At 71.4% G+C, this 21227-nt stretch carries 20 protein-coding genes, 4 pseudogenes and 2 riboswitches; of the genes and pseudogenes, 12 read left to right on the top strand and 12 right to left on the bottom strand.

From position 1 onward, the window contains the following. Positions 1 to 80: 80 nt before the first annotated feature. Positions 81 to 557: pseudogene (locus EDC02_RS08290) on the top strand (TetR/AcrR family transcriptional regulator); the annotation flags it as partial. On the opposite strand, the gene EDC02_RS41435 reads toward EDC02_RS08290, so the two are convergent. From EDC02_RS41435 to EDC02_RS08275, 3 genes are read right to left on the bottom strand one after another with little or no spacing between them, the layout of a single operon-like run. After that, a complete protein-coding gene (locus tag EDC02_RS41435; protein ID WP_233605802.1) occupies positions 516 to 2024 on the bottom strand; it encodes a cobyrinate a,c-diamide synthase in 1509 nt (502 codons plus the stop codon). The pseudogene EDC02_RS08290 and the gene EDC02_RS41435 sit on opposite strands and share 42 nt — an antisense overlap. Further along, positions 2018 to 2620: a cob(I)yrinic acid a,c-diamide adenosyltransferase gene (gene cobO / locus EDC02_RS08280; RefSeq protein WP_123601431.1), complete on the bottom strand. Its 603-nt coding sequence runs from the start codon at positions 2618 to 2620 to the stop codon at positions 2018 to 2020. Before cobO ends, EDC02_RS41435 begins: the two co-directional genes overlap by 7 nt. Continuing rightward, on the bottom strand, positions 2620 to 4635 hold the full coding sequence (locus EDC02_RS08275; protein ID WP_123601430.1) for a VWA domain-containing protein: 2016 nt from the start codon (positions 4633 to 4635) through the stop codon (positions 2620 to 2622). Before EDC02_RS08275 ends, cobO begins: the two co-directional genes overlap by 1 nt. An 80-nt stretch (positions 4636 to 4715) precedes the next feature. Continuing rightward, positions 4716 to 4843: riboswitch (cobalamin riboswitch) on the bottom strand. Between the two features lie 111 nt (positions 4844 to 4954). Continuing rightward, positions 4955 to 5129: riboswitch (cobalamin riboswitch) on the top strand. A gap of 31 nt (positions 5130 to 5160) precedes the next feature. Between EDC02_RS08275 and EDC02_RS08270 the strand changes: the two genes are divergently transcribed. From EDC02_RS08270 to EDC02_RS08250, 5 genes are all read left to right on the top strand, one after another. Next, the gene (locus EDC02_RS08270) at positions 5161 to 5361 is read left to right on the top strand and encodes a CbtB-domain containing protein (RefSeq protein WP_123601429.1); all 201 of its coding nucleotides are present in this window, start codon (positions 5161 to 5163) and stop codon (positions 5359 to 5361) included. A 16-nt stretch (positions 5362 to 5377) separates the two neighbouring features. Next, positions 5378 to 6136, top strand: coding sequence for a CbtA family protein (locus tag EDC02_RS08265; RefSeq protein WP_123601428.1), 759 nt, complete (start codon positions 5378 to 5380; stop codon positions 6134 to 6136). Between the two features lie 68 nt (positions 6137 to 6204). Further along, positions 6205 to 6546, top strand: a complete 342-nt coding sequence (locus tag EDC02_RS08260; RefSeq protein WP_233606362.1) for a hypothetical protein — start codon at positions 6205 to 6207, stop codon at positions 6544 to 6546. Positions 6547 to 6624: 78 nt separating this feature from the next. Next, complete coding sequence (locus EDC02_RS08255) at positions 6625 to 7290, top strand: helix-turn-helix transcriptional regulator (protein WP_123601426.1); 666 nt, start codon at positions 6625 to 6627, stop codon at positions 7288 to 7290. Between the two features lie 116 nt (positions 7291 to 7406). Continuing rightward, complete coding sequence (locus EDC02_RS08250; RefSeq protein ID WP_123601425.1) at positions 7407 to 7910, top strand: hypothetical protein; 504 nt, start codon at positions 7407 to 7409, stop codon at positions 7908 to 7910. Positions 7911 to 7979: 69 nt separating this feature from the next. On the opposite strand, the gene adhE is transcribed toward EDC02_RS08250, so the two are convergent. The 4 genes and pseudogenes from adhE to EDC02_RS41425 form a co-directional block, all read right to left on the bottom strand. Further along, on the bottom strand, positions 7980 to 10625 hold the full coding sequence (gene adhE / locus EDC02_RS08245; RefSeq protein ID WP_123604617.1) for a bifunctional acetaldehyde-CoA/alcohol dehydrogenase: 2646 nt from the start codon (positions 10623 to 10625) through the stop codon (positions 7980 to 7982). Positions 10626 to 10786: 161 nt separating this feature from the next. Further along, positions 10787 to 11353 carry a helix-hairpin-helix domain-containing protein gene (locus EDC02_RS08240; protein WP_233605801.1) on the bottom strand — a complete coding sequence of 189 codons (567 nt, stop codon included), beginning with the start codon at positions 11351 to 11353 and terminating at the stop codon, positions 10787 to 10789. Between the two features lie 183 nt (positions 11354 to 11536). Next, positions 11537 to 12220, bottom strand: a pseudogene (locus EDC02_RS41430) (maleylpyruvate isomerase N-terminal domain-containing protein); the annotation flags it as partial. A gap of 48 nt (positions 12221 to 12268) precedes the next feature. Continuing rightward, positions 12269 to 12661 (bottom strand): annotated as a pseudogene (locus EDC02_RS41425) (ASCH domain-containing protein); the annotation flags it as partial. Between the two features lie 180 nt (positions 12662 to 12841). On the opposite strand from EDC02_RS41425, the gene EDC02_RS08230 reads away from it, so the two are divergent. From EDC02_RS08230 to EDC02_RS08205, 6 genes and pseudogenes are all read left to right on the top strand, one after another. After that, complete coding sequence (locus tag EDC02_RS08230) at positions 12842 to 13360, top strand: N-acetyltransferase (RefSeq protein ID WP_233606360.1); 519 nt, start codon at positions 12842 to 12844, stop codon at positions 13358 to 13360. Positions 13361 to 13438: 78 nt separating this feature from the next. After that, positions 13439 to 14431 (top strand): MerR family transcriptional regulator, encoded by a 993-nt coding sequence (locus EDC02_RS08225; RefSeq protein ID WP_123604614.1) that lies wholly within the window; start codon positions 13439 to 13441, stop codon positions 14429 to 14431. A 34-nt stretch (positions 14432 to 14465) separates the two neighbouring features. Beyond that, a complete protein-coding gene (locus EDC02_RS08220; RefSeq protein ID WP_199757546.1) occupies positions 14466 to 15236 on the top strand; it encodes an aminotransferase class IV family protein in 771 nt (256 codons plus the stop codon). 162 nt (positions 15237 to 15398) lie between these two features. After that, positions 15399 to 17106, top strand: a pseudogene (locus EDC02_RS08215) (IS1182 family transposase). 422 nt (positions 17107 to 17528) lie between these two features. After that, positions 17529 to 18455: an RNA polymerase sigma-70 factor gene (locus tag EDC02_RS08210; RefSeq protein ID WP_123601424.1), complete on the top strand. Its 927-nt coding sequence runs from the start codon at positions 17529 to 17531 to the stop codon at positions 18453 to 18455. Continuing rightward, positions 18452 to 18835, top strand: coding sequence for a DoxX family protein (locus EDC02_RS08205; RefSeq protein WP_123601423.1), 384 nt, complete (start codon positions 18452 to 18454; stop codon positions 18833 to 18835). Before EDC02_RS08210 ends, EDC02_RS08205 begins: the two co-directional genes overlap by 4 nt. Before the next feature lie 55 nt (positions 18836 to 18890). Here EDC02_RS08205 and EDC02_RS08200 read toward each other — a convergent pair whose 3' ends face one another. The 5 genes from EDC02_RS08200 to EDC02_RS08180 form a co-directional block, all read right to left on the bottom strand. After that, on the bottom strand, positions 18891 to 19226 hold the full coding sequence (locus EDC02_RS08200) for a DUF6510 family protein (RefSeq protein ID WP_370461434.1): 336 nt from the start codon (positions 19224 to 19226) through the stop codon (positions 18891 to 18893). Between the two features lies 1 nt (position 19227). After that, complete coding sequence (locus EDC02_RS08195; protein WP_123601422.1) at positions 19228 to 19980, bottom strand: ferredoxin reductase; 753 nt, start codon at positions 19978 to 19980, stop codon at positions 19228 to 19230. Next, positions 19950 to 20552, bottom strand: a complete 603-nt coding sequence (locus EDC02_RS08190; RefSeq protein ID WP_123601421.1) for a sulfite oxidase-like oxidoreductase — start codon at positions 20550 to 20552, stop codon at positions 19950 to 19952. Before EDC02_RS08190 ends, EDC02_RS08195 begins: the two co-directional genes overlap by 31 nt. Positions 20553 to 20640: 88 nt before the next feature. Beyond that, entirely contained in the window at positions 20641 to 20955 is a 315-nt protein-coding gene (locus EDC02_RS08185) for a type II toxin-antitoxin system PemK/MazF family toxin (RefSeq protein ID WP_123601420.1), read from the bottom strand. Continuing rightward, entirely contained in the window at positions 20952 to 21203 is a 252-nt protein-coding gene (locus EDC02_RS08180; protein ID WP_148083371.1) for a hypothetical protein, read from the bottom strand. The genes EDC02_RS08185 and EDC02_RS08180 overlap by 4 nt, the downstream gene beginning before the upstream one ends. Between the last annotated feature and the right edge of the window lie 24 nt (positions 21204 to 21227).

The following is a 21227-nucleotide window of genomic DNA, read 5'->3' as shown; positions in this document are numbered from 1 at the left end:
GGTCAACTTGACGAGCTAAGCTAACAACATTAGCTTATGCGTTATGACGTGTAGCCAGCCGACGCGTTCCGGCAGCCGACGTGCCTAGAGCAGGGCTCACCCGGGGCGGCCTGGTCGACGCCGCGATCGCCCTCATCGACGAGCAGGGACTCGACGCGCTGTCACTCAACGCGGTGGCCGGCCGGGTCGGGGTCGCCACACCGTCGCTCTACAAGCACGTCACCGGCGGCCTCACCGAACTGCGGGCGCTCATCGGTGCCCGGCTCATCGGTGAGTTCGCCGACGAACTCACCCGTCACACCCTCGGCCTCAGCCGGGACGCGGCCGTCGCCGCCCTGATGCACGCCGGCCGGGACTACGTCCGTCGGCATCCCGCCCGGTGGGCGGCGATGCCCGCCGACCCGATCCGCGACCCGGTCAACGCCGCCGAAGGAACCAGGCTGCTGGAGGTGTTCCTGGCCGTGCTGCGCGGCTACGGACTGCAGCGGTCGGCGGCGGTGCACGCCACCCGCTGCCTACGGGCGATGATGCACGGCTTCGTCTGCCTGGAAATCGACGGCGGCTTCGGCCTGCCCGAGGACGTGACGGAGAGCTACGAACGGCTGATCGCCATGTTCACCGCCAGCTTGCCGCGGGACTGACACCGCCCGCCGCGCGGCGGTGACCAGCCGGGTCGCGATCTGCGGTCGGGCCGCCCAGTGCAGGTGCAGGTACGACGCGTGCACGCCACCGGCGACGAAACCCTCCGGCGCCGCGCCGCGCCACCCCCAGGCCGGTGCCGCGCCGGCCCGCGGCGTCACCTCGGTACGGTGGAACTCGTGGCCGGTCAGCCGGGCCCCCTCCGGCGTCAGCACGCTGTCGGACAGCGCCACCGCGTCGCGGTAGCCGAGCGTCAACCGGGACGTCATCCGCGCGTCCGCCGGCAGTACCCCGCACATCGGCGCCTCGTCGAGGGTGCGGCACAGCCACAGCAGGCCAGCACACTCGGCGAGGATCGGCGCACCGGCCGCCGACAACGCCGCCACCTGCCGCCGCAACCCGGCGTTCGCGGCCAGCTCGGCGGCGTACACCTCGGGAAAGCCGCCGCCGACGACCAACGCCGCGGTCGCCGCGGGCAGCCGCTCGTCGCGGACCGGATCGACGGTACGTACCTCGGCACCGGCGGCCGTCAGCAGCTCGACGGTCTCCGGATAGCCGAAGCTGAACGCCGGTCCACCGGCGACGGCGACCACCGGCCGATCTCCGCTCGCCTCTCCCGGCACGTCCTCGCCGGGACCGGCGTCCGCCTGCCGTACGGCAGCCGCCGGCGACCAGGGTTCGACCGCCAGCGGGGGCGCGGCACCCGCCACCGCCGCCACCGCGGCGAGATCCACCGACGCAGCGACGAGCTCCGCCAGCGCCCCGACCGCCGTACGCGCCTCGACGGCGCGTTCCACCGCCGGCACCAGACCCAGATGCCGCGACGGGGTGTCGACCGACGGATGCCGACGCAGCACCCCGAGTACCGGGGCGCCGACCTCCTCACAGGCGTCCCGCAGCACCTGCTCGTGCCGGTCGGAGCCGACCCGGTTGAGGATCACCCCGGCGATGTGGACCTGACCGAACGACCGGAACCCGTGCACCAGTGCGGCGATCGACCGGCTCTGCCCGGCCGCGTCGACGACCAACAGCACCGGGGCGGCCAGCAGCGCCGCGACCTGGGCGGTGGAGCCGACGTCGGCGCCGCCGACCCGGCCGTCGTAGAGCCCCATCACGCCCTCGATGACCGCGAGGTCGGCCCCAGCGGCGCCGTGGGCGAACAGTGGCGCGAGGCACTCCTCACCGACCAGCACCGGGTCCAGGTTGCGGCCGGGCCGGCCGGCGGCGAGCGTGTGGTAGCCGGGGTCGATGTAGTCCGGGCCGACCTTGAAGCCGGCGACCCGGACGCCCTGGGCCGCGTAGGCGGCGAGCAGGCCGGTGGCCACGGTGGTCTTGCCGTGCCCGGAGCCGGGTGCGGCGATCACCACCCGAGGTACGGCTACCACTCGATGCCCTGCTGGCCCTTGCGTCCGGCGTCCATCGGGTGCTTGACCTTGGTCATCTCGGTCACCAGGTCGGCGAGGTCGATCAGCTCTGGGGCGGCGTCCCGGCCGGTGACTACCACGTGCTGGCTGCCCGGCCGGTCCCGCAGCACCGACACCACCTCCGCGACGTCGATCCAGCCCCACTTGATCGGGTAGGTGAATTCGTCCAGCACGTAGAACCGGTACGCCTCGACGGCCAGATCCCGGCGGATCTGCGCCCAGCCCTCGGCGGCTTCGGCGGCGTGATCACGCTCGGTGCCCGGGCGCTGGATCCAGGACCAGCCCTCCCCCATCTTGTGCCAGGTGACCGGGGCACCCCGGCCGGACTCGCCGAGGGTACGCAGGGCCGCCTCCTCACCAACCTTCCACTTCGGGGACTTGACGAACTGGTAGACGACCACCGGCCAGCCGGCCGACCAGGCCCGTAACGCCATCCCGAAGGCCGCGGTCGACTTGCCCTTGCCCGGGCCGGTGTGGACGGCAAGCACCGGCTGACGGCGCCGGGCCCGGGTGGTCAGCCCGTCGTCGGGGACGTGTTCCGGTCTGCCCTGTGGCATCAGGCGGCCCTCCCGGCGGCGAGGCCGACCCGGCGCGCGGCGCCGGCCCGGTTCGTAGCGGTCGCCCGGTTGACGGCGCCCGGGTGCGGCACCACCGCCGACAGCGCCTCCAGCGGCAGCCATTCGGCATCGAAGCCGGTGGCGAGCCGCCGGGCCAGGCCCAGTCGCACCGGACCGGACTCGCAGTCGAGTACCACCATCGCGGTGCCGGCGAGCAGCGGCGCAAGGGCTGTCGGATCCGGCCCGCTGGTCGATCGCCCGTCGGTGACCAGCAGGACCAGCGGCCGGCGGCGTGGGTCGCGGCGACGCTCGGCTGCGACGGTGGTGGCGGCCGCCCGTAGCCCGGCGGCGATCGGGGTACGGCCACCGGTGCGCAGCTGCGCCAGCTTGGCGACGGCTACCTCGTGGCTGCTGGTCGGCGGCAGCACCACGTCGGCGGCGGCACCCCGGAAGGTGATCATCCCGATCCGGTCCCGCCGGTGGTAGGCGTCGCGCAACAGCGACAGCACGGCGGTCTTGACCACGGTCATTCGCTGCCGGGCCGCCATCGACCCGGAGGCGTCGACCACGAACAGGATCAGGTTCGCCTCCTGGCCGACGTAGCGGGCCTGGCGCAGGTCGGCGGGGGTGATCCGGCGGGCGCCCCGGGATGCGGCAGCGCGCACCGTGGCCGGTAGATGCACCGTCGACGGCCGTCCGGTCGGTGATCCGGCACCGACCACCCGGCCCCGGTCGGCGTGGGCCGCCGAACGTCGGCCGGGCGTCGCGCCGGCACCGAGCCCGGGTAGCCGCAGTGTCCGGGGCCGGTACGCGGGCCCGGCCGCTGCCGGAGCCGGACCGCCCGGCGGTACGCCGTCCGGCTGCTCGGCACCGTCCGCCGGCCCACCGGCGTCCGGCGTAGCTGGCTCGGAAGGTGGGCCGCCGTCCGAGTCGGGGGGACCCTGCGACGGGCCGCCGTCCGGTGGCGGCGGACCCTGCGGCGGAGGAGGACCGGGGTCGTCGTCGCCGCATTCGTCACGCAGCACCTCGTCGAGCCGCTGCTCGTCGGCGCCGGGCGGGTCGAGCGGGTCACGGCGCCGCCGGTGCGGCAGCGCCAGCCGGGCTGCGTCGGCGACCTCGGCGGCGGTGACTGCCAGTTTGCCCCGCCAGGCGGCCAACGCGACGGCGGCGCGGGCCATCACGATGTCGGCCCGCATACCGTCCACCTGGTACGCCAGGCAGATCCGGGCGATCCGGTCGATCTCAGCATCGGGCAGCGTGACCGCAGGCAGGGCGGCCCGCGCGTCGCGTACCCGCAGCGCGAGCTGGTTGTCGGCGGACCGCCAGCGGTCCGCGAACGCCACCGGGTCGGTCTCGTACGCGAGCCGCCGGCGCACCACCTCGGCCCGGTCGGCCACCTCGGTCGGCGCGGCCACCGACACCATCAACCCGAAGCGGTCCAGCAACTGTGGACGCGGCTCGCCCTCCTCCGGGTTCATCGTGCCGACCAGCAGGAACCGGGCGGCGTGGCTGACCGACACCCCGTCGCGTTCGACGTGGGCCCGGCCCATCGCCGCCGCGTCCAGCAGCAGATCAACCAGATGGTCCGGCAACAGGTTGACCTCGTCGACGTAGAGCAGGCCCCGGTGCGCGGCGGCGAGCAGCCCCGGCTCGTACGCCTTCACACCGGCGCTGAGCACCCGCTGGATGTCCAGGGTGCCGACCACCCGGTCCTCAGTGGCGCCGACCGGCAACTCGACCAGGGCGGCCGGGCCGCCGCGTGCGGTCACCGGCGCGGTGTGCGGTCCGTCCGGGCAGGCCGGGTCCGGGGCCGCGGGGTCGCAGCCGAACCGGCAGCCGAGCACCCGGTCGACCTCCGGTAGCAGCCCGGCGAGCGCGCGGACGATCGTCGACTTCGCGGTGCCCTTCTCACCCCGGATGAGCACTCCACCGATGCCGGGGTGCACCGCGCCGAGCAGCAGGGCCTGCCGCAGGTCGGGCAGGCCGACGACGGCGGTGAACGGGTACGGCGTCATGGCAGGGGCCGACAGGTGTGCATGGTGAATCCCTCCCGCGGGTGTCCACGCCCGCGTACCGGTGGACCAGCGAGCGGCCGGAGTCTCCTGGCTGCCGGATCGACGTCGCGTCCCGAGCCTTCCCGCCATCGGGGCAGTGGCTGTCTCAAGGGGACGCAACTCACCGGTCACAGTGGCGGGACCGCCCCGGATTCGCACCGGGTTCCTCCGCGCACCGCTCGTGCCGGTCATGCTCCCCCACCGGAGGTCCACCGTCAACGTGGCGCCGGTCCCGGTACCGGCCACCGCCGCAGCCATTGCCCGGGCGGTCACGACGGCGGTACGCTGCGCAGGCCACGGTGTTCGGGAAGCCGGTGTGAGTCCGGCGTGGTCCTCGCCACTGTGACCGGGAAGTGTCCGTTCCACCACGCCACTGGGCCGACGACGGTCCGGGAAGGCGGGACGGCCGCGACGATCCGGGAGCCAGGAGACCGGCCGTGGCATGTACCGCATCGCCACGAGGCATGGACGAGAGGATTTCCTGGCATGACTGCACCTTCTGTCGGCGGAGACATCACCCCCACCGCCATCCGCGTACCGCTTGCCGGTTGGTTGCTGGCCGCCGTCGCAGCGGTCGTCATCTACCTGGTCGCGCAGGACAACGGGCTGGTGCTGGCCGGTGCCGCCGAGTTCGTGCACGAGTTCACCCACGACGGCCGGCACGCACTCGGCGTCCCGTGCCACTGAGCGGGGGTCAGCTCCGATGAGCACCTACCCGTTCGGCGCGGTACTGGGCCGCAGCCTGCTCGCCGGTACGGCCGCCGGCGTGGCGGGCGCGCTGGCGGCCCTGCTGATCGTTGAACCACAGATCGAGTCGGCGCTGGTCGTCGAAGAGGCCCGCGCGGCGACCGGGACGGCCGGACACAGCCACGACGAGGAGTTGGTCGGTCGGGCCATGCAGGTCTTCGGCGGGCTCGTCGCCACCGTCGCGGTGGCGCTGTGCCTGGCGTTGATCGTCGCCGTGGTCTTCGCGGCGACCCGGCACCTGCTGCCCGGCCGGGATGACTTCCGCCGGGTGGGACTGCTCGCCGGGCTCGGCTTCGTCGTGGTGGCGCTGCTACCGGCGATCCACTTCCCGGCCAACCCGCCGGGCGTCGGCGACCCGGACACCGTCAACCAGCGCACCGGACAGTACCTTTCGTTCATCATCGCCGCGGCCGCCGTCACCTGGCTGGCGCTGCTGGCCCACCGGCGGCTGGCCGGCTGGGCGCGGCCGGCACCCTACCGGACGGTGGTCGCGGCGGCGCTGGCCGTCGTCGGGTACGCCCTGCTGCTGGCGCTCTGGCCGGCCTCCGGGGTCGACGTGCCCGCCGACATCCCGGCGGCGCTGTTGTGGGAGTTCCGACTCGCCTCGCTGGCACAGCTCGCCGCGATGTGGACGGTCCTCGGGGTGGTGTTCGGACTGCTACTCACCCCGGCCCGGACCGGTGACCGGCGGGCCACGCTCGCCGACGTCGCGTGACGGCGCAGGACGGCGCGGCGGGAGCGGAGCACGGGCCGGCAGGCCCGGCACCCGGGCACCCCGTCCGGGTGACCGTCTGCCGGGGCTGCTGTTGCGGCACCTGTCGCAAACACCCGGACGTCGACCATGACCGGCAGCTCGACATCCTGCGCGCCGCCGGGTCGGTACGGGTGTCCGACTGCCTCAACGCCTGTGACCGGTCCAACGTGGTAGTCGTGCAGCCGGCGGCGCTGGCCCGCCGACTGGGCGCCCGCCCGGTGTGGCTCGGCGGTGTGCTCGACGAGACATCACTGTCGAGTGTCGTCGACTGGATCGCGGCCGGCGGTCCGGGCCTGGCCGCGCCCCCGGACCGGCTCGCCAGGCTGTGGTTCGCCGCCCCCCGCTGGGGAAAGTCCGCCCCGATGTCCTGACCCGCGTGGTGCCGTCGCTTGCCGGCCACCGCGATCCGACGGCCGACAAGCGACGCCCCCGAACGCGCGCCTGCCCGGATGCCAGCTGGTCCGGTCATCGCGCGGCTTCGCCGACCCGCGCGGCCGGTACAGCGGCAGGACGTCTGGCGCCAGCATTTCCGTACCGTGCACGGCATCGACCTACCCGGCCCGGACAATCCGGCGGTACGCAGCCTGGGCAGCCGGGCCGCCGCCGGCGACCGGGTGCGGCGGCTGGTCGCCGCCGAACGGCACGAACATCTGGCCATCAACACCGAAGTGATCAGCGCGGCGGCCTCGGCCGCAGCGATACCGCTGGACCGCAGCCAACTGGACCGGGGCATCCGGGTACGGGTACGAGCTGGTGGATCCGGTCGCGGTCCGCCAGCTGTGCGACCTGTTCGACCAGCTGTGGGCGCGGGCAACCGGTCCGGTCCCGAAGGGAGACCTGCGATCACACTGACCCCACGCGAGCAGGCGCTGGTCGCGCTCCTCGCCGCCGGACACACCGACGCCTCCGCCGCCGAGGAACTGCGGCTGAGCCTGCGCACCGTCGCGTACACGATGCGCAACCTGATGGACCGCCTCGGCGTGGAGAACCGCTTCCAGTTGGCGATCCTGCTCGGCGCCACGGGTGTGATCGCCCTGGCTCCGCCCACCCGTACCGCGGCACCCCGCTCGTCGTCCCACGCGGAAACGTCCGCGCCGGAGGAGGAATCCCATTGACCCCCACACCTCGCCGGACCGCCGTGATGGCGGCCGCGACGATCCTGATGGCAGCTACCCTGGCGTGACTGTCGGCCGCCGACGTGTCCGCCACGCCCGTGCCCACAGGTACGCCGATGCCGTCGTGGACGGCTTCGGCGATCACCACCAGCGAGCCGGCCATCACGGACTGGTGGACTCCGGCTGGCTGCGCCGCCGGCCAGTTGGGCGACCTCGTGGCGGACCCGGACCTCGGTGCGGTGCTGCCGGGCGAGGCGACGCTCTGCACCACCTACCAGGACAACTACCGGTTCGGGGTCGCGGAGTTTCGCCCCGACGACAGGCCGGCCTTTGTGTACCTCACCCAGTTGGTGCCGTACCACCCCACCGACGTCTCGCCGGTACGGATCGTGTTTCCGAGCGGGGCGCCGCCGGTGAACCGGGGCATCTGTCTGATGCGCTCGGAGCAGGTCCGCCTGGCCTGCGTCGAACTCGTCGGTGCGCCGGACGGCAGGGTGGCCGCCCGGCCGATCCCGGTCGACGATCCGCTGGTCGACAATCTGGTCGTGTTCGACGGGGAGGAGATCAGGAACCCGACTCCGGGCTGCGCCAACTGTGTGGCGTTCCCCGAGCAACAGTGACCGCCGGGGCCGATGGGCAGGCGCGACACGTCCGGCTGCGGCAGCGTGCCGCAGCCGGACCGGAGACGATCAACGACCGGCCGCGCCGTAGTACGCGGTACGCATGATCTCCTGCATGTCGTCGAGCATCGGCATCCGCGGGTTGGCCGGGGCGCACTGGTCCTCGTACGCGTTGACCGCCTGCTGCGGCAGGCTGGCCAGGAACGACGCCTCGTCGACCCCGACCGCCTGGAACGACGGCTCGATGCCGACCGCGTCGCGTAGCCGTTCCACGGCGGCGGCGTACGACTCGACGCCTTCGGCGGGGGTGGCCGCCGGCAGGCCGAGCATCCGGGCGATCTCCTGGAAGCGCTCCGGTGCCCGGTAGTTCTCGTACTTCGGCCAGCCGGACAGCTTGCCGGGCCGCGCCCCGTTGTAGCGGATCACGTGCGGCATCAGGATCGCGTTGGTCCGACCGTGGGCGATGTGGAACGTCGCGCCGAGGGTGTGCGACATGGCGTGCACGATGCCGAGGAAGGCGTTGCCGAACGCCATCCCGGCGATGGTGCCGGCGTTGTGCATCTTCTCCCGCGCCTCGAGGTCGGCGGCACCGTCGCGCACCGCCCGCTCCAGGTGGGCGAAGATCAGCCGGATCGCCTGCAGCGCGAGCCCGTCGGTGTAGTCGTTGGCATACACCGACACGTACGACTCGGTGGCGTGGGTCAACGCGTCGAAGCCACTGTCGGCGGTCACCACCGCTGGCAGGTCGGCGGCGAGCACCGGGTCGATGATCGCCACGTTCGGGGTGAGCGCGTAGTCGGCCAGCGGGTACTTCTTGCCGGTCACCGTGTCGGTGATCACCGCGAACGGGGTGACCTCCGCCCCGGTTCCCGACGTGGTCGGGATGCAGACCAGCTTGGCCAACTCGCCCGGGGCCGGGAAGGTGAACGCCCGCTTGCGGATGTCGAAGAACTTCTCCCGCATGTCGGCGAAGACCACGCCGGGGTGTTCGTAGCGCAGCCACATCACCTTGGCCGCGTCCATCACCGAACCGCCGCCGAGGGCGATGATGGTGTCCGGCCGGAAGTGGCGCATCTGTTCGGCACCGGCGTCCACGGTGCGGATGCTCGGCTCCGGTTCGACGGTGTCGATGATCTGCAGCGCGACCCGCTCAGACCGACCCTGCAGGACGGTCAGCACCCGGTCGACGAACCCGAGCCGGGTCATCGTCGCGTCGGTGACCACCGTGACCCGGTGCACGTCGGGCATGTCGGCCAGGTAGCGGATCGCGTGCGGCTCGAAGTAGATCTTCGGCGGCACCTTGAACCACTGCAGGTTGTTGGTACGCCGCGCCACCCGTTTGATGTTGAGCAGGTGGACAGCGGTCACGTTGCTCGACACCGAGTTGCGCCCGTAGCTGCCGCAGCCCAGGGTCAACGACGGCGCGATCGCGTTGTACATGTCGCCGATCGCGCCCTGCGAGGCCGGCGCGTTCCAGATGATCCGTACCGCCTTGACCCGCCGGCCGAACTCCTCGGCGAGCGCCGCGTCGCTGGTGTGGATGACCGCGCTGTGGCCGAGGCCGTGGAACTCGACCATCTGTTCGGCGTACCGGATGCCGGTGGCGTGTCCGTCGGCGCGCAACACCGCCAGCACCGGGCAGAGCTTCTCCCTGGTCAACGGCTCGGCTGGGCCGACCTGGTCGACGTCGACCAGGATGATCGACGTGTCGGCGGGTACGGTGAACCCGGCCTGCCGCGCGATCCATACCGGGGACTGCCCGACGACCGCCGGGTTGAGTTTGGCTCCGGCGCAGCCCGCCGATCCGGCGGCGGCGCCGAACAGCAACTCCTCCAGTTGCCGCTTCTGCTGCGGAGTCGCCCGGTGCGCGTGCAGCTTCGCGAACTCGGCCATCGCCGGTTCGTAGATGTCGTCGTCGACGATGACCGCTTGCTCCGAGGCGCAGACCATGCCGTTGTCGAACGCCTTGGACAGCACCACGTCGTTGACCGCGCGGGCCAGCTTCGCGGTCCGTTCCAGGTAGGCCGGAACGTTGCCGGCACCCACGCCGAGCGCCGGCTTGCCCGCCGAGTACGCCGCCCGCACCATGCCGTTGCCACCGGTGGCGAGGATCAGCGCGACCCCGTCGTGGCGCATCAGCGCCCCGGTCGCCTCGACCGACGGGTGCTCGATCCACTGGATGCAGTGCGCCGGCGCGCCGGCGGCGACCGCCGCGTCGCGGACCACCCGGGCCGCTTCGGCGCTGCACCGCTGGGCGGCCGGATGGAAGGCGAAGATGATCGGGTTGCGGGTCTTCAACGCCAGCAAGGCCTTGAATATCGTCGTCGACGTCGGGTTGGTGACCGGGGTGACGCCGCAGATCACACCGACCGGTTCGGCGATCTCGACGATGCCGCTGATGTCGTCACGGCCGACCACGCCGACCGTCTTCAGCGCGGCCATACTGTGCGTGACGTGTTCACAGGCGAAGATGTTCTTCACCGCTTTGTCCTCGAAGACGCCGCGGCCGGTCTCCTGCACCGCCAGCCGGGCCAGGTCGCTGTGTCGACCGAGCGCGGCGACCGACGCCTTGCCGACGATCGTGTCGATCCGCTCCTGGTCGAACTCGGCGTAGTCGTCGAGCGCCTTCGACGCGGCCGAGACGAGAGCGTCGATCGCGACCTCTGTCTCGGCCGGCGCGGCCGGCTTCGGGTGCACCTGGACGACTGCGGTCATGCCGATCACCTCGTTCGGTCGGCACCGACGGCACCCTGCCGCCGGTGCTCGACCTCATCGTCACTCGGTACGGTGATCGGGCGCTGCCGCCGTACGTCCCCGATCGCCGGGACCTAGGTCACCCCGACGTCGGTCCACTCTGGCGGTCGGGCCGTACCCGGTCAGCTTGCGGAGCGCGCCGCCGCCAACTCCCGGGCCTTGGCCGGCCAGGTCGGCAGGCTGGCGGTGGCCCGTACGCCGGCGGCCCGGACCGCCTCGCGCAGCGCGGCCTCGTCGGTCGCGCCCAACTGCTCGTACGTGCGGATCCCGGCGGACTGCAGGGCGGCGGCCATCTTCGGCCCGATGCCCTCGATGCGCCGGAAGTCGTCCGCCGGCCCAGCCTCGGCGGCAGTGGCCGGCTCAGCGACAGCGGGCGGCTCAGCGGTGGGCGAGTCGGCGGGCGGCTCAGCGACAGCGGGCGGCTCAACTGCCGGCATCTGCTCAGGGCTGGCCGCTTCGGCGGTAGCGGCCGGCTCGACACTGGCCGGCTCGGCCGTGGTAACCGCAGCGGGCTCGGCGGGAACCTCGGTGGCGGGCTCGGTCTTGACCGGATCGGCCGGCGATGTGGGTTCCGGACGGGCCGGTTCGGCCGGCGACGGCTCCTCCGAGGTAGCGGTCGGCGGCTCGACGGCCGCAGTCGCCTCGGGCTTCACCGGGGCGTCCTTGCCAGCGGCGGACCGGCGGCTCATCACGAGCCACCCGGCGACTGCACCGAGCAACACCACGACCAGCAGAATCAGTATGTTTCCGAGGGACCAGTCCACGGCAAACCTCCAGCACCAAGAGTCAGAATCGCGAAAGGGTCTCGTTGTGGCCTTGTCGCTGTCAACCTACGGGCAGTCGCAAGGCGCTTCGAGGGCAGGTCGGTCCCGCTACTCTTCGCCAACCACAGTGGTACGGTGCGTGCCGCCGAAGAACGGGGAGCGTACCCCCTGCGGGTGCAGTTCCGCCGGGTCCACGTCACCCGACTCGGCCCGCCCGGTGACCGCGCGTACCAACGTCGGCAGGTCCCATCCGCGCGCCGCCCGCAGCGGTGCCAGGGAGGTACCCGCCGACAGCGCTACCACCAGGTCCGCCGCCGGGGCGGTCAGCCACGACGCCACGCCAAGTCCGTCGGCGAGGTCGACACCGTGGACGGCCAGTTCGACGACCCGGGTGGCCTGAAAGTCGGTCAACGTCATCAGGTCACCGTGCCGGGTGACGACCGGGTGGTCCGGCGGCTGCGCCGCGACCCGGGCAGCGACGGTCGCTGCCCCTGCCGCCAGCTCGTCGACAGCGGCGGTGACCGTCCGGGCCGCCGCCCACCGCTGAGCGTCGGCGATCCGCCCACCGTCCGCGTCGGGACGGAACCGGGCGTCGGGCGCGTAGTAGCCGACCGCGTCCACCGGGCCGTCGGGACCGGCGGCGGGTGCGCCGTCGTCGAGCATCTCGACGGTACGGGACAGCGCAATCACGGTGTGTGCAAGCAGTTCCTTGACTGTCCACGGCGCGCATCTGGTCGGCCGGTCGAAGTCCGCCTCCGGTACGGCCCGTAGCGCGTCGACCGCCGCCCGGCTCTCGGCGGCGTAGGCGAGGGCCACCTCGTCGGACCGCCAGATCCGCTGCACGACACGGAACCGTTCGGCCACCACCATCGTCCGGTCGTCGACGGTGAACGTCTCGTCACCGAGAGCAGCCCGCATCGGCGCCGACTGCCAGAAGTCGACGTGCGCGCGGCGCCAGCCGTCGACGTCGGTGAACCCTTCACCTTCGTCCACGGCGTGAGCTAGGTCCACCTCGGCCAGTGGGACCACCCGTACCTCGGTGGTCTCCAGCACCGCGCAGGGCCGGTCCGCCGAATCCACCAGCACGGACCGGTCCCCGGCGACCGGCAGCGGCTCGTCCTCGTGCCCGTACTCACGCAGCAGCCCGGACGTGGAAGTCTTCTCACCGGAGAGGATCGCCGCGACCAGCCGGTCGCGCAGCGGACCAGGGAACGCGAACTGGGCCTTCGGCATGTCGTTGAGGTGGTGCGGCAGCTTCTGACCGCCACCACGGTCCGCCTCGGTCGCCACAGCGGCAGTGTACTGGCGGCGGTGCCGCCTGGTCCCGCCCACGATCGTGTGCCGCCGGCCAACGACCGACGCGCAATCGACGTGACGGCACACGACCAGGTACGCCACGATGTGCCGGTGACGATGTCAGACGCGCGTACCGTATCGCTGCACCCGATGACCCAGAACGAGTACGACGTACGCATTCCCGCACTGGTGGCGGGTTATGCCGGTGACCTGCTGCGGTCCGGTCGTGCCACCTCCGAGACGGCACTGATCGAGTCCCGCCGCCAGCACGCCGAGTTGCTGCCCGACGGGCTGGCCACCGAGCGGATGCTGTTCCTCGTCGCGCGGGAGACGGGCACCGACGACGCGCGGCCGGTCGGCTGGATCTGGGTCGGGCTGCCGGATCCGGCGGACTCGGAGCGGCCAGCCTGGATCTACAACATCGAGGTGGACGCCGCTCAACGCGGCAACGGGTACGGGCAGGCCATCCTGGCCGCTGTCGAGCCGGTGCTGGCCGCGCGCGGAGTCACCCGGCTCGGGTTGAACGTCTTCGGAGACAACCTGGTGGCCCGCCGGCTGTACGAGTCGACCGGATTTACGGTCACCGCTCAGCAGATGGTCAAGCCGATTGGTTCCGCGCCGCAGGAGTCGGGGTAGCGAATCCGGCGTACCGCTGCGGGGCGCGACCTGACGAAGCTTGTATCTCAAGCCGCTTGAGATTGCATAGTGGGCGCCGTGGACATGAACGAGCTGTACCCCATCGGAGATGTCGCCCGCCGCACCGGTCTGAGCGTCAGCGCCGTCCGGTACTACGCAGACGCCGGTGTCGTCACGCCGGCCACCAGTACGCCGGCCGGCCACCGGCTGTACGACGTGTCGGCGATCGCCCGGCTGGAACTGGTCCGGACGCTACGGGAACTCGACGCCGGGCTGGACGAGATTCGGCGGGTGCTGGCCGGCGAGGCGACGCTACGCGAGCTGGCCGCCACCCACCTGGCCCTGCTGGCCCAGCAGGAGGCACGGCTGCGCAGCCGCCGCGCGGTGCTGTCGACCATCCTGCGACAGGACTCCACCGCCGAGCAGGTGACGCTGATGCACAAGCTGACCGGGATGTCGGACGAGGAACGCGATCGGCTGATCGACGAGTTCTGGGCCGAGGTCTCCACCGGCTGGGAACCGCCCGAGCAGATGATGCGGTGGTGGCGGGCGGCCCGACCGGAACTGCCCGAGCATCCCACCACAGCCCAGCTGGAGGCATGGATCGAGTTGGCCGATCTGCTCCGGGACGGCGAGGTCCGACAGGCCGTGCGCCGCGAGCTGCACGAGGTGTGCACCACCGGGGCCGGGCCGCTGATGGCCTCGTCGCCGATGCTGGACCGGATGGAGGCGGCTATGCCGATCGGTCAAGCGGTGATGGACGCGGCGCGGGAACGGGTACCACCGGAATCGCCGCAGGGGCGGGAGATCGCCGACCGGTGGATGGGCTGGCTGACCGGCGTCTTCGCGACACCGGACAGCCCAGGTCTGCCGGACACCTCCGAGTTCCGGATCCAGACGGCCGACCACATGCTCGCCGGCGCGGAGTGGGACCGTACGCCGCCGGATCCGCAGGGACCATTCGACCGGTACATGGCGCTGGTCACTGCCGTCAACGGCGTGGAGCCGGAACGGTTCCCGTTCGAGTGGCTGGCCGAGGCGCTGCGCGCGTCCGCCCTACCGGTCTGCTGATCGCGGTGGCTATGCCCGGATGGGGGACTGCATCATGCTTCTGAACGGGAAGCCCGTCGATCTGGATCACCTGAGAATCCTGGGTCTCACCAACTACGGTCACTTCACGTCCATGCGAGTGGACGCCGGCCGGGTGCGCGGACTCGCACTTCACCTCGACCGGCTGACAAGGGACTGCCGCGCACTCTTCGGCGCGGAACTCGATCAGCACGAGGTTCGCAGCTATGTCCGTCAAGTTGTGGGTTCCGCCGAGTCGACCGTCGCCAGAGTGACGGTGTTCGACCCGGACCTCGACCTGGGGTATCCCGCCAGCGCATCACGCCCTCAGGTGCTCGTCACCACGCGAGCGGTGTCGTCGGTCCCACCGCCACCGCTGGTGCTCACCACTCGCTGCTACGAGCGGGACGTACCAGCCGTCAAGCACCTCGGCCTGTTCGCGACGATGTTCCATCGCCGACAGGCTCAACTCGCTGGGTTCGATGACGTGCTGTTCGTGGACAGGGAGGGCTTTCTCTCCGAGGGGGCGACCTGGAACGTCGGCCTGATCGAAGGCGACGAGATCGTGTGGCCACAGGCACCGGTGCTGCCGGGAATCACGATGGCATTGATCCGGCAGGTACGCGCAGGGCTCGAGCGCCGCGTCGACGTGTCGGAGCTGGATCGCTACACCGCAGCGTTCACCACCAACGCCGCGGTTGGCGTCCGGGCTGTCACCGCGATCGACACCATCCGATGGTCCGACATGACGCCGCTGGTCGAGCAGATCCGCAAGGACTACAGCGCCATCCCCGGCGAACCGCTCTGATGCGATGCACGTCGGTGCGTACACCTACCCAGGCGCTACCGCAGGGGATGCTTCCCGTAGCGGGAAGCATCCCCTCTCGTGTTTTGACCGTTCTGTGGACCCTGATGGCTTATTCGGCCGTGTACCCGTCTCCTTCGGTGGGTCAGTAGGGTTGTTGTGGTCATGTCGATGCAACCGAGGCCGTGGCCAGACGTTCCGGAGCAGACCGCGCGGATGGCGCGGGCGGCGTTCCGGAAAGGGAACCTGGCGACGCGGATCCGTGACGAACTCGGCCAGGTGTACGAGGACGCCCGGTTCTCGGCGGCGTTCGGGCTCCGGGGACGGCCGGGGATCTCCCCGGCACAGTTGATGACCGCCAGCGTGTTGCAGTTCTCGGAGAACCTGACCGACCGTCAGGCCGCCGACGCGGTCCGGGACCGAATCACCTGGAAATACGCCCTCGGTCTGGAACTCGACGATCCGGGTTTCGACCCCACCGTCCTGTCGGAGTTCCGGGACCGGCTGGTCGCCGGTGACCTGACCAGCCTGGCCCTGGACGCCCTGCTGCGACGCCTGGCCGGGCTCGGACTGGTCAAGGCCCGGGGCCGCCAACGCACCGATTCCACCCACGTACTCGGCGCGATCCGCGACCTCAACCGCCTCGAACTGGCCGGAGAGACACTACGGGCGGCGTTGGAAGCCCTCGCCGCGGCGGCACCGCACTGGCTCACCTCGGTCATCGACGATTCCTGGACCGGCGTCTACGGCACCCGCGTCGACAACCTACGCCTGCCCGAGAGCCAGACCAGACGTGACGAGTTGACGGTCCGCTACGGCATCGACGGCTACCACCTGCTCGACGCGGCGCACCACCCGGACGCACCGGAATGGCTGGCACAGATCCCAGCGACACAGACGTTACGCCTGATCTGGATCCAGCAGTTCTACCGCGACACCGACGGCGCCGGACAGGAGGCGCGACGGCGGGAACACGCCCCGGACGGGGACGGTGTCCCGCCCGGCAGAGACCGCCTCATCTCCCCATACGACCCGGACGCCCGATACAGCGTCAAACGCGACACCGGCTGGGGCGGCTACAAGGTCCACTTCACCGAGACCTGCGACCCACCGACCGGCACCACCGGCCGGGAAACCGGACGCGGAGAACACCCGAACCTGATCACGAACGTGGCCACCACCACCGCGACCGTCCCGGACTCGGCCATGACCGCCATCATCCACCAGCGACTGGCCGACAAGGCACTGACTCCCGCCGAGCACCTCGTCGACTCCGGATACCCGTCCGCCGAGATCACCGCCGCCCGCCGCCCGCCGGCACGGGATCACCCTGACCTCCCCGATGCTGATCGACCCGTCCGCGCAGGCCCGCGCCGGGCGAGGCTACGACAAAGCGGCGTTCACCTTCGACTTCGACACCCGCCACGGCGTCTGTCCCCAGGGCAACACCAGCACAAGCTGGTCACCCTGCCGACAACGCGACACCGACACCATCGTGGTGTCCTGGCCGAAGAGCGTCTGCCAGCCCTGCCCCACCCGCCAGGAATGCACCCGAGGCACCCGCCGCCAGATCACCATCCACCCCCGTGACCTACACGAAGCCCTCACCGCTGCCCGCATCCAGCAGAACACCTCCGAGTGGAAGGCCCGCTACGCCGTCCGCGCCGGAGTCGAGGGCACCATGCGCCAAAGCACCCATGTCACCGGGATCCGTACCGCCCGTTACCGAGGCCTGCCCAAGACCAGACTCGAACACACCCTCACGGCCACCGCGATCAACATCATCCGCCTCGACAGCTACTGGACCGGACACCCCCTCGACCGCACCCGGACAACACACCTCCAACGCCTCGACTTCACCCTCGCCGCCTGACCTACACCGAATAAGCCATCAGGGTCCCCCCGATGGTCAAAACACGAGAGGGGATGCTTCCCGTAGCGGGAAGCATCCCCTGCCTCCCCTCTTGACATATACGCGTCGACGTAATCCCCGACAGAGTAAGGAATTGCTCGAAGCAGATGGTTGAAGGCGGTATCCACCAGGTGGATACTGTCCAAACAAGATCTTCTACCCCGGGCCAGGGATGAGTCGGCTGCCGTCAGTTTCCGCACCGGCGGCCTCTTGCTCTCGACCGCGCTGCTTTCCTGATCCCCAGGTTGCGATCAACTAGCGTCGCGCTGTGACCCGGGTAACACCCTGTCATGCCGGGTCGGGGTGTCTCGTCTGTGGTGGTGAGGACAACGAGCGGAGACCACCCGATGACGACCCGTACCGAACGGCGGCGGTAGCCGGCCATGTCGCCCACCGACGTCTACGACGAACTGCGCCCATGGACGTTCACCATCGCCTACCGGATGCTCGGCAGCGTCAGCGAGGCCGAGGACGTCACGCAGGAGACGTTCCTGCGGATGCACCAGAGCACGCTGCGGGGCGAGGCGATCAGCTCACCCCGGGCGTACGCCGCCACGCTGGCCACCCGGCTGGCCATCGACCAGCTCCGCTCGGCCCGGGCCCGACGGGAGCGCTACGTCGGCGAGTGGCTGCCCGAGCCACTGGTCACCGACCCCACACCGGCCGAGCAGGCGGAGACCGCCGATTCACTGTCACTGGCCTTTCTCGTCCTGCTGGAAAATCTGTCAGCGCAGCAGCGCGCCGCGTTCCTACTGCGCGAGGTGTTCGACTACCCGTACCCGCAGGTCGCCGAGATCGTCGGTGCCGACGTGGACGGCGCCCGGCACCTGGTCGCCCGGGCGCGCGAGAAGATTCGCGCGCGCCGACCGCGCTACCACACCACCCGGCAGCAACGCGACGAGCTGGCCCGGCGGTTCTTCGCCGCCGCGCAGCAGGGCGACCTGCCGGCGTTGGAGCAGTTGCTGGCGCACGACGTGGCGATGCACGGCGACGGCGGCGGCAAGGTACCCGCGCTTCCCCGGCCGGTGCGCGGGCGTACCCGGGTGGCCCGGGTCCTGGCGGCCTGGCTGCCCCGGCTGCCGGATCTCGGGGTACGGCTGAGGCCGGCCTCGGTCAACGGACAACCCGGCGTGACCGCCTACGACCCGCAGGACCAGCTGGTCGGGGTCATCGGGCTGGACATCGCCAACGGGCGGGTCCGCGCGATCCACTCCATCGCCAACCCGGACAAGTTGCGGCACCTGGGCCCGGTCGGCGACCCCACCACCGTGGTACGTGCCGCTCGCGACCGGTCGAAAGGACAACCATGAATCTCGTACTGTGGATCGTCACCGGCTGGCTGGCCGTCGCCATGGTGGTCAGCACTGGGAAGGTGCTGGTGCCCCGGGAGAAGCTGGCCTCGATGGGTCGGGCCGGGGAGTGGGTGATGGACTTCAGCCCCCGCGCGCTGTGGGTCATCACGATCCTGGAGCTGTTGGCGGCGGCAGGGCTGATCCTGCCGGCGGTGCTCGGCATCGCCCCGGTCCTGGTGCCGGTGACCGCGGTCTGCGTCGCGGTGCTGTTCACCGGTGCGGCGACCATGCGGCTACGACGCGGCGAACGCCTGACGGTCCTGCCCGACCTGGTCTATGCCGCGATGGCCGCCTTCGTCGCCTGGGGCCGGTTCGGTCCCGCGCCGTTCACCGGCTGAGTTGATCAGGTCCGCCGTGCCGGTCACCCCGGCCGGTACGGCGGGCCGGAGATGCTCAACCCGTCGGTACGGCGATCCGCAGGCTCAGCGCGCCGTGCAGGTCGAGCCAGACGTCGACCGGGCCGCGTACCAGTCGCAGCAGCACCCCGGTGCAGTGCGGGCAGCGGGCGACCAGGCCGGGCGCGTCGGAGTAGACCATCAGGGCGGCGAGCGGTCCGGCCCGCCCGCAGCTGGCGCAGCGGCCGATCGCGGTGGTGACGTCCACCGCGAAGATCTCGCCAAGCGGACCGGCCAGCGCGTTACCGTCCAGGTGGTGCTCGTCGGGCAGGTGCTGCTCGTCCGTCAGGTGACGTCCGTCGGGCACCACCGACGTCACGGGCTGGTCGGTCATGTCAACCTCCGGTGGGTCCGAATCGTTCCGTGCGGATGCGGCGGGGGTCGTGCCCGAGGGCGATCAGGATGTCGGCGACCGTCTCCACGAAGCCGGTCGGCCCGCAGACGTAGCAGGCCGGTTCGAGCATCGCCGGCCAGCCGTCGGTGTTGACCCGAGCCACCCCGATCCGGCCGACCTGACCGGGCCAGTCCTCGGGTGCCTGCCGGGTGTAGACGTAGCTGACGTCGAGGCCCGCGTCGTCACGGGCCCGGCGGCGCAGTTCGTCGGCGTAGTAGACGTCGACCGGCGTACGCACCGAGTAGATCAGCCGGAACGGCACCCGGCTGCCGGCCGCCCGCCTGGCGCGGATCATCGCCATCAGCGGCACGATGCCGGAGCCGCCGGCGATCAACAGCACCGGCTCGGTGGCCTCCGGTCGCCACACGAACCAGCCGCCGACCGGTCCACGGATCTCCACCGGGTCACCGACCGCGTACGGGCCGGCCAGGTAGCCGGAGACCTCGCCGTCGGGCACCCGCTGCACGGTCAGCTCGACCCGGTCGCCGTCGGCCGCGTTGGCGACCGAGTAGCTGCGCTGTGCCTGGTAACCGTCGGCGGCGGTGAGCCGCACGTCGACGTGCTGGCCGGGCAGGTGTCCGGGCCAGTCCGGCACGTCGAGCAGCAGGGTACGGGCGGTCGGCGTCTCGTCGCGGACGGCGGCGAGGCGGGCCACCCGCCAACTCAGTCGCCCTGGTACCGCTGCTCGCGCCATGGGTCACCGTAATCGTGGTAGCCGGCGGTCTCCCAGAAGCCCGGTTCGTCGTCGGTCAGCAGTCGGATGCCGTGCACCCATTTGGCGGACTTCCACAGATACAGGTGCGGCACCAGCAGCCGGGCCGGGCCGCCGTGCTCCGGGCTCAGGTCGGCGTCGTCGTAGCGGTAGGCGATCCATGCCTGCCCGTCGAGCAGGTCGGCCAGCGGCAGGTTGGTCGTGTACCCACCGTACGAGTGGGCAAGGGCGTAGTCGGCGCTGGTGTCGATGTCGGCCAGCAGGGTGTCGAGGGAGACCCCGTGCCAGCGGGTGCCGAGCTTGGACCACTTGGTCACGCAGTGCAGGTCGACGGTGACGTCCTCGCTGGGCAGATCGAGCAGCTCCGGCCAGCTCCACCGCTGCTCGGTGCCGTCCTCGGTGGTGATCACGAACTGCCAGCCGGCGACGTCGATGCGCGGGGTCGGGCCGGCGGACAGCACCGGGAAGTCCTCGGTCAGATACTGGCCCGGCGGCAGGGTGACAGCGCCGGGAGAACGTGGACGGCCCTGGAAGCCGGGCGACACGATACCCATCGGACCGTCGTACCATCCGGCCGGACGCTTGCGCCAGCGTCGACGGGGATTGCACCCGTCCGAGGTGCCGGGCCGCGACCGCACCCCGTCAGAGGTCGAACAGGTCCCGCATCGCCTCTTCCAGGCGGGCCATGCTGGCGCCGGTGACCATGCCGACCCGCTCCGCCCCGGACCGGCCGGAGATGCGGCGCATCCGGTTGACCACCACGACCCCGGACAGCGGGTCGGTCTCGGCCAGCGGCACCACGAACGGCGGCAGGCTGGTGGCGCCGCGCTGGCGGACGATCGGCGCGCAGTACGGGGCGGCCCTGGGTCGCTCGTTGTGCGCGTCGCCGGACAGCACCACCACCCGGTAGCGCAGGTCGGAGCGCTCGCCGACGGTCCAGATCTCGCCGCGGTTCACGCTGCGTCAGACAGGTCGGACCAGCCGGACTCCAGCGTGTCGGCGAGTTCGTCGAAGCCGTCCAGTTCGTCGCGGACCTCCGGGTTGGCGGCCAGCCACTCCTCGTGTACCCGGGCGGCGTCGCGGCGGGCTTCCCGGCGGGCGGCCCGGTCGATCCAGTCGGAGAGCGTCATCCCGTCCCGTTCGGCAGCGGCCCGCGCCCGGGCCAGGGTCTGCGGGCTCAGCCGCAGGGTGACCATCTCTGCCATGTCGCGATGGTACGACCCGGGCGG

The organism is Micromonospora sp. Llam0, from assembly GCF_003751085.1.
GTDB lineage: Bacteria > Actinomycetota > Actinomycetes > Mycobacteriales > Micromonosporaceae > Micromonospora_E.
Note: the sequence above shows the minus strand (reverse complement) of the source record. Positions and strands in the feature narration are given on the sequence as shown.

Coding starts and splice junctions, on each gene's coding strand:
- cobO (WP_123601431.1), bottom strand. CDS start 2,620: ATGCCACAGGGCAGACCGGAACACGTCCCCGACGACGGGCTGACCACC.
- EDC02_RS08275 (WP_123601430.1), bottom strand. CDS start 4,635: ATGACGCCGTACCCGTTCACCGCCGTCGTCGGCCTGCCCGACCTGCGG.
- EDC02_RS08270 (WP_123601429.1), top strand. CDS start 5,161: ATGACTGCACCTTCTGTCGGCGGAGACATCACCCCCACCGCCATCCGC.
- EDC02_RS08265 (WP_123601428.1), top strand. CDS start 5,378: ATGAGCACCTACCCGTTCGGCGCGGTACTGGGCCGCAGCCTGCTCGCC.
- EDC02_RS08255 (WP_123601426.1), top strand. CDS start 6,625: ATGCCAGCTGGTCCGGTCATCGCGCGGCTTCGCCGACCCGCGCGGCCG.
- EDC02_RS08250 (WP_123601425.1), top strand. CDS start 7,407: ATGCCGTCGTGGACGGCTTCGGCGATCACCACCAGCGAGCCGGCCATC.
- adhE (WP_123604617.1), bottom strand. CDS start 10,625: ATGACCGCAGTCGTCCAGGTGCACCCGAAGCCGGCCGCGCCGGCCGAG.
- EDC02_RS08240 (WP_233605801.1), bottom strand. CDS start 11,353: ATGAGCCGCCGGTCCGCCGCTGGCAAGGACGCCCCGGTGAAGCCCGAG.
- EDC02_RS08230 (WP_233606360.1), top strand. CDS start 12,842: ATGTCAGACGCGCGTACCGTATCGCTGCACCCGATGACCCAGAACGAG.
- EDC02_RS08220 (WP_199757546.1), top strand. CDS start 14,466: ATGCTTCTGAACGGGAAGCCCGTCGATCTGGATCACCTGAGAATCCTG.
- EDC02_RS08210 (WP_123601424.1), top strand. CDS start 17,529: ATGTCGCCCACCGACGTCTACGACGAACTGCGCCCATGGACGTTCACC.
- EDC02_RS08205 (WP_123601423.1), top strand. CDS start 18,452: ATGAATCTCGTACTGTGGATCGTCACCGGCTGGCTGGCCGTCGCCATG.
- EDC02_RS08200 (WP_370461434.1), bottom strand. CDS start 19,226: ATGACCGACCAGCCCGTGACGTCGGTGGTGCCCGACGGACGTCACCTG.
- EDC02_RS08195 (WP_123601422.1), bottom strand. CDS start 19,980: ATGGCGCGAGCAGCGGTACCAGGGCGACTGAGTTGGCGGGTGGCCCGC.
- EDC02_RS08190 (WP_123601421.1), bottom strand. CDS start 20,552: ATGGGTATCGTGTCGCCCGGCTTCCAGGGCCGTCCACGTTCTCCCGGC.
- EDC02_RS08180 (WP_148083371.1), bottom strand. CDS start 21,203: ATGGCAGAGATGGTCACCCTGCGGCTGAGCCCGCAGACCCTGGCCCGG.